This is a genomic window from Paenibacillus sp. P4_A7 (assembly GCF_056402455.1).
The window spans coordinates 1-5697 of sequence record NZ_JBFUHJ010000367.1 but is presented as its reverse complement, the minus strand read 5'-3'; the positions used below and the strand labels follow the sequence as shown (position 1 = coordinate 5697).

At 44.8% G+C, this 5697-nt stretch carries 6 protein-coding genes and 1 pseudogene; all 7 read left to right on the top strand.

Annotation, left to right across the window (positions count from 1 at the left end):
* A pseudogene (locus AC1DWN_RS26395) lies at positions 1–171 on the top strand (glutamate--tRNA ligase); the annotation flags it as partial.
* A gap of 602 nt (positions 172–773) precedes the next feature.
* Positions 774–1436: a serine O-acetyltransferase gene (gene cysE / locus AC1DWN_RS26390; RefSeq protein WP_477561866.1), complete on the top strand. Its 663-nt coding sequence runs from the start codon at positions 774–776 to the stop codon at positions 1434–1436.
* Positions 1433–2881 (top strand): cysteine--tRNA ligase, encoded by a 1449-nt coding sequence (gene cysS, locus AC1DWN_RS26385; protein ID WP_477561865.1) that lies wholly within the window; start codon positions 1433–1435, stop codon positions 2879–2881. Before cysE ends, cysS begins: the two co-directional genes overlap by 4 nt.
* Positions 2878–3312 carry a Mini-ribonuclease 3 gene (locus tag AC1DWN_RS26380; protein ID WP_477561864.1) on the top strand — a complete coding sequence of 145 codons (435 nt, stop codon included), beginning with the start codon at positions 2878–2880 and terminating at the stop codon, positions 3310–3312. Before cysS ends, AC1DWN_RS26380 begins: the two co-directional genes overlap by 4 nt.
* A 3-nt stretch (positions 3313–3315) precedes the next feature.
* Positions 3316–4083, top strand: coding sequence for a 23S rRNA (guanosine(2251)-2'-O)-methyltransferase RlmB (gene rlmB / locus AC1DWN_RS26375; RefSeq protein ID WP_477561863.1), 768 nt, complete (start codon positions 3316–3318; stop codon positions 4081–4083).
* A gap of 3 nt (positions 4084–4086) precedes the next feature.
* Positions 4087–4611: an NYN domain-containing protein gene (locus AC1DWN_RS26370; protein ID WP_477561862.1), complete on the top strand. Its 525-nt coding sequence runs from the start codon at positions 4087–4089 to the stop codon at positions 4609–4611.
* Positions 4612–4911: 300 nt separating this feature from the next.
* The gene (sigH, locus tag AC1DWN_RS26365) at positions 4912–5562 is read left to right on the top strand and encodes an RNA polymerase sporulation sigma factor SigH (protein WP_477561861.1); all 651 of its coding nucleotides are present in this window, start codon (positions 4912–4914) and stop codon (positions 5560–5562) included.
* Positions 5563–5697: the final 135 nt, after the last annotated feature.

Below are 5697 nucleotides of genomic sequence, written 5' to 3'. Positions count from 1 at the left end.
GAGATGATCAAGTCGGTCCAGAAGGAAACGGGCTTCAAAGGGAAGCAGCTGTTCATGCCTATACGCGCTGCTTTGACTGGACAAACACATGGTTCGGATTTGAATCAATCCATTGCGCTGCTTGGTAAACAAAAGGTAATCGATCGTCTTCAAGGACGCATAAACGGCTAAAAAATTAGCGATATATTGCCCTGTATACATGGAAGCTGGATAATAACCTTGTCACATTTTCGTGTATTCGGTATACTATGTCTAATAAATGAATGAATTGAACGGCCATGAACAGGAAAAGTACGTTGCTTAAGGATTCGCAGAGAGGACAACCGTCATTCGAATCGACGTCGTATCATTAACGGCATTGGAGAAGGTAGAATGGGGCTGCAAGTTGTCTAGTCCAACGAACGGAAATATGCACCTGGGAGCTTTGTTCCGAGCTGCTGAAGCGGGAAATAGAAGGTCATAGAAGTACAGCCGAATTGCTGTATCTCTTATGAGCTTGTATATTTCGTGTGAGCGGGGTAGGCAGCAACGTATTGTCTGCGTTAAAGACACTAAGACGGACAGTTCTTACTGATGTCGGCTGCGCTTTGTGAAGTCATTGCTTTTGGCAATCCTTCCAAGCTAGCAGTAGATCAGTCGTAAGGGTGTTCAAGCAGAGTGGAACCGCGCGATTATACGCCTCTGCAGCATATTAATATGCTGCGGGGGCTTTTCTTTTTTTATACCTGCACTGCCATAGACAGGTGACAGGCGCTTGAAAGGAGCAAAAGCATATGTTTCGCCATTTTCATTCGGATGTTCAAACAGTTTTTGAAAATGATCCGGCTGCACGCAGTCGATTCGAAGTCGTTTTTACCTATTCAGGCGTACACGCTATATGGGCACACCGTATTGCTCATGCCTTTCACCGCCGTGGGTGGTATACAATCGCGCGGATGATTTCACAGGTTAGCCGCTTTATGACGGGCATTGAGATTCATCCGGGAGCACGTATCGGTAATAGACTGTTTATCGACCATGGAATGGGTGTCGTAATAGGGGAAACTTGTGAAATTGGCGATGATGTGGTCATCTACCAAGGAGTTACGCTCGGAGGTACAGGTAAAGAGAAAGGGAAGCGTCATCCGACTATTGGAAACAATGTAGTTATCGGCTCTGGAGCAAAGGTGCTAGGTTCATTCCAGGTTGGCGACTTTTCGAGTATAGGTTCGAATGCGGTTGTTTTACGCGAAGTGCCGACTAATAGCACGGTAGTTGGCAATCCTGGGCGTATTGTAAAGCGGAATGGTGAGCGGGTTGGTGATCGGCTAGACCATACGCAGCTGCCAGATCCAGTCATTGAAATGTTTCGTACGATGCAGAAGGAAATTGATGAATTAAAATCCGAGCTGAAACAGCTTCGGGAACCTGTAGCTGGAGGAGAGTTAAAAATATGACAGTATCGATATATAACACCTTATCACGGTCAAAAGAACTGTTTGAGTCACAAGAGCCTGGCAAAGTGAAGATGTACGTATGCGGACCAACTGTTTACGACTATATTCATATTGGTAATGCTCGCCCTGTTATTATTTTCGATGTCGTACGTCGTTATTTAGAGGATGTTGGGAATGAAGTGCAGTATGTAGTTAATTTTACTGATGTGGATGACAAGCTTATTCGTAAGGCGGAGCAGCTTGGTTCTACAGTTCCGGAGGTTGCCGAGAAGTATATTACAGCATTTTACGAGGACATTGATGCGCTTGGAGTTAAGAAAGCCAACGTTAATCCACGCGTAATGGATCATATACCAGAGATAATTGCGTTTATTCAGGGCTTAGTTGACAAAGGCTATGCTTATACAAGTGAAGGCGATGTATATTTCCGCACAGCTGCTTTTGAAGACTACGGGAAGCTGTCCCATCAGAAAATCGATGAGCTTCAATTTGGCATTCGTGTTGATATCGGCGATCGTAAACAAGACCAACAGGATTTTGTATTGTGGAAGGGCGCTAAGCCTGGAGAGATTAAATGGGAGAGTCCATGGGGGGCGGGACGTCCAGGCTGGCATATTGAATGCTCAGCAATGGCTCGTGTTTACCTTGGTGATACGCTTGATATCCATGCGGGTGGCCATGACTTACAATTTCCTCATCATGAGTGCGAAGTTGCGCAGTCAGAGTCATTAACGGGCAAGCCGTTTGCTAACTACTGGATGCATAACGGATATATCCATATTAACAATGAGAAAATGTCAAAGTCTTTGGGTAACGGAATAACCGTTCATGAACTGGTGAAGCGGGTAAAGCCACAGGCGATTCGGTACTTTATGCTGGCAACCCATTACAGAAGTCCGCTTAACTTCAGTGAAGATACAATTGTGCAAGCTGAGAACAGTATTGAGCGTATCGCGAATTGTGCGGCGAACTTGACACATAGACTGCAAGCGGCAGATGGAGCTCTTGATTCTGTAGTAGGGTCGGGACGTAACAGTGCCCTTGCATCTTCTGGGGATACGGAACTGGATGCTAAGCTTAAAGCGATTTTTGAACAGTTCCACGCAAAAATGAGCGACGACTTCAATACGCCGGATGCAATCACCGCGATTTTTGAATTGGTAACGGAAGCGAACCAGTATATGAACCGACCTGATGGCACAGTTGAAGCGCTGCAGGCACTTCATCAATTGCTAACGCGGATGGACGAAGTGCTTGGTCTGCTGCCCCAGCAGCAAGCGGATGCTGAACTGCTGGATGCCGATATCGAGCAGCTTATTGTAGATCGGACAGAAGCCCGTCAGTCCAAAAATTGGGCGAGAGCCGATGAGATCCGTGATTTGCTAATTGAAAAGAATATTGTGCTTGAGGATACGCCTCAAGGCATTCGTTGGCGTCGCAAATGAGCGGGCCTATAGATTCTAATTCCTTGTTATTTCATTTGCCATCAAAAAAACCGCAGCTGATGAGCCCAGTCATTTTAGCCTATATTGGTGATGCGGTGTTCGAAATGATGGTACGTCAATATTTGATATCGTTGCCGAATCAAAAGTCTCATCACCTGCATCGTGAAGCGACTAAGTTTGTTTCAGCTAAAGGGCAAAAGCGAATACTGGATCGCTGGACTCCGCATTTGACTGAGGAAGAAGCGGACATTGTCCGCCGAGGGCGGAATGCGAAATCGGGCGCACCGCCCAAAAATGCAGATGCCTCGGAATACCGGCTAGCTACAGCGCTGGAGAGTCTCGTTGGATATTTATATTATGAAGGACGCACTGCAAGATTAGGTGAGTTGTTTGACATGGCTGTTGCAGACGCAAATATTTTAGGAGGATAACTAATGACTGAGGAACTGAATCAAGAAATGAATCAAGATGAAATGATTGCCGGAAAGCACCCTGTGCTTGAGGCATTACGCTCTGGACGTGAAATTAACAAAATATGGATAGCAGATGGCGCGCAGAAAACGTTAACGCAGCCTATTGTTGCTGAAGCAAAAAAATCGGGCATCGTCGTACAGTTTGTCGATAAGAGAAAGCTGGACAGCTTGGTCCCTGGAGTTACGCATCAAGGCGTGGTAGCTCAAGCAGCAGCATTTGCTTACGTAGAAGTTGAGGAAATTCTTGAAATAGCAAGCAAGAAGGGTGAAACGCCGTTTTTGCTCCTTCTTGACGAGATTGAGGATCCGCATAATTTGGGTTCAATACTAAGAACCGCAGAATGTACAGGAGTTCACGGTGTCATTATTCCAAAGAGACGTTCCGCGGGATTGACAGCTACAGTATTGAAAACGTCAGCGGGGGCAGCGGAGCATGTTCCTGTAGCAAGAGTAACGAACCTGGCGCAAACGATCGAGAAGCTGAAGGAAGCGGGCGTATGGGTTGCAGGAGCGGACGTTAGCGCTACACAGGATGTTTATAAAATGAAATTTGATATGCCGCTTGTTGTCGTTATAGGCAATGAAAACAAAGGGATGGGGAGGCTAATTAAAGAGAAATGTGATTTCCTTGTTAAGCTCCCTATGTTAGGACAATTGAACTCACTAAATGCTTCCGTTGCAGCCGGAGTACTTATGTATGAAGTGGTACGCCAGCGCCGGAGCGTTTAGGGCATGAACCGGCGCGACGATATTTTGTTAGTGGATGGGTATAACATAATTGGTGCATGGCCGGTGCTCGAGAGGTTAAAGGAACATGGTTTGGAAGAGGCACGTGATAAGCTATTAGACATGATGGCTGATTATCAGGGCTTCACAGGGATGCAGGTGTATGTGATATTTGATGCGCACCAAGTTCCAGGGCTTGGTGCAACTTATCGACATCACAAGCTAATGATTGTATATACCAAAGAGAAGGAAACGGCTGACGAATGTATTGAACGTCTTTGTTCAGAACTATATGTCAGACGCCGCAACATATATGTAGCAACCTCTGATTTAGTCGAGCAGCATGTCGCTTTTGGCAAAGGGGCACTTCGGATATCGGCTAGGGAGCTGCTCATTGATATCGGTCAAAATCGCAAAGAAATTGAGCAAACACTCCGTGATGATAGGCCAGGAAAACGTAACACGGTTGATGGAATTATAAGCCGAGATGTACTTAATCAATTGGAGAAACTTCGTCGCGGAGAGAAATAAATGATGTCATTTCATGCTGAGTTATCAGAAAAGTACGAAACACATCGAACGATGACCCACAAAATAACAATTTTTACGGATTTTTGATAGCGTTCGAGAGCCTGATCGGTTGACGATTTAAGGTTACATAATGTATACTGACTCTAGATTTGTAGTAAAGGACGTATAAGTTACAGTGTAATATACTAACTTAACTTTCGAGGCGAAACATTGCTGTAATCTCATAGAAGGTATCAGCAGTTTACGCTTGCATGAGTGTGAATCTAGCGGTGTACGCCTTGCAGGCCGGAGGGATAGTTCGTGAGTATCGACCTCAAAGAATGGAGTACGCTCGAGTATGACAGCAGTACGGACGAGGAAATCGTTGAAGCGGTACACAATGGCGATAGTATAGCGCTGGAATATTTGATTAATAAATATAAGAATTTTGTGAGAGCTAAAGCGCGCTCATATTTTCTTATCGGTGCGGATCGAGAAGATATCGTACAGGAAGGAATGATCGGCCTATATAAGGCAATTCGTGATTTCAAAGGGGACAAGCTTGCTAGCTTCAAAGCCTTTGCAGAATTGTGTATAACTCGGCAGATTATTACCGCCATCAAAACAGCCACGCGTCAGAAGCATATTCCGCTTAATTCCTACGTATCGCTCGATAAGCCGATCTACGATGAAGACTCAGATCGTACGCTACTGGATGTCATTTGTGGAACGCGAGTTTCTGATCCAGAAGAGCTTATTATCAATCAAGAAGAGTTCATGGGCCTGGAAGATAAGATGGCCGAAATATTAAGCGACCTTGAACGTAAGGTGCTTATGCTTTATTTAGACGGAAGATCATACCAAGAAATAGCTGTTGATTTGGATAGACATGTGAAATCTATCGACAATGCTTTACAGCGTGTAAAACGAAAGCTTGAACGCTACTTGGAAGTTAGGGACATAAGCGGATAACCGCATTTATATGTAATAAACTTATGATGACAAAGGACTGTATTTTTTATCTGGCTATGTCCAGATTGAAAGTACAGTCCATTGGTTTTAAAAGGGAATAAATAGACTATACTGATAGATACGAGACCGATTCAC

Excerpts from the sequence above, each read along its gene's own strand:
- cysE (WP_477561866.1), top strand. The coding sequence starts at position 774 with ATGTTTCGCCATTTTCATTCGGATGTTCAAACAGTTTTTGAAAATGAT.
- AC1DWN_RS26370 (WP_477561862.1), top strand. The coding sequence starts at position 4,087 with ATGAACCGGCGCGACGATATTTTGTTAGTGGATGGGTATAACATAATT.
- rlmB (WP_477561863.1), top strand. The coding sequence starts at position 3,316 with ATGACTGAGGAACTGAATCAAGAAATGAATCAAGATGAAATGATTGCC.
- cysS (WP_477561865.1), top strand. The coding sequence starts at position 1,433 with ATGACAGTATCGATATATAACACCTTATCACGGTCAAAAGAACTGTTT.
- AC1DWN_RS26380 (WP_477561864.1), top strand. The coding sequence starts at position 2,878 with ATGAGCGGGCCTATAGATTCTAATTCCTTGTTATTTCATTTGCCATCA.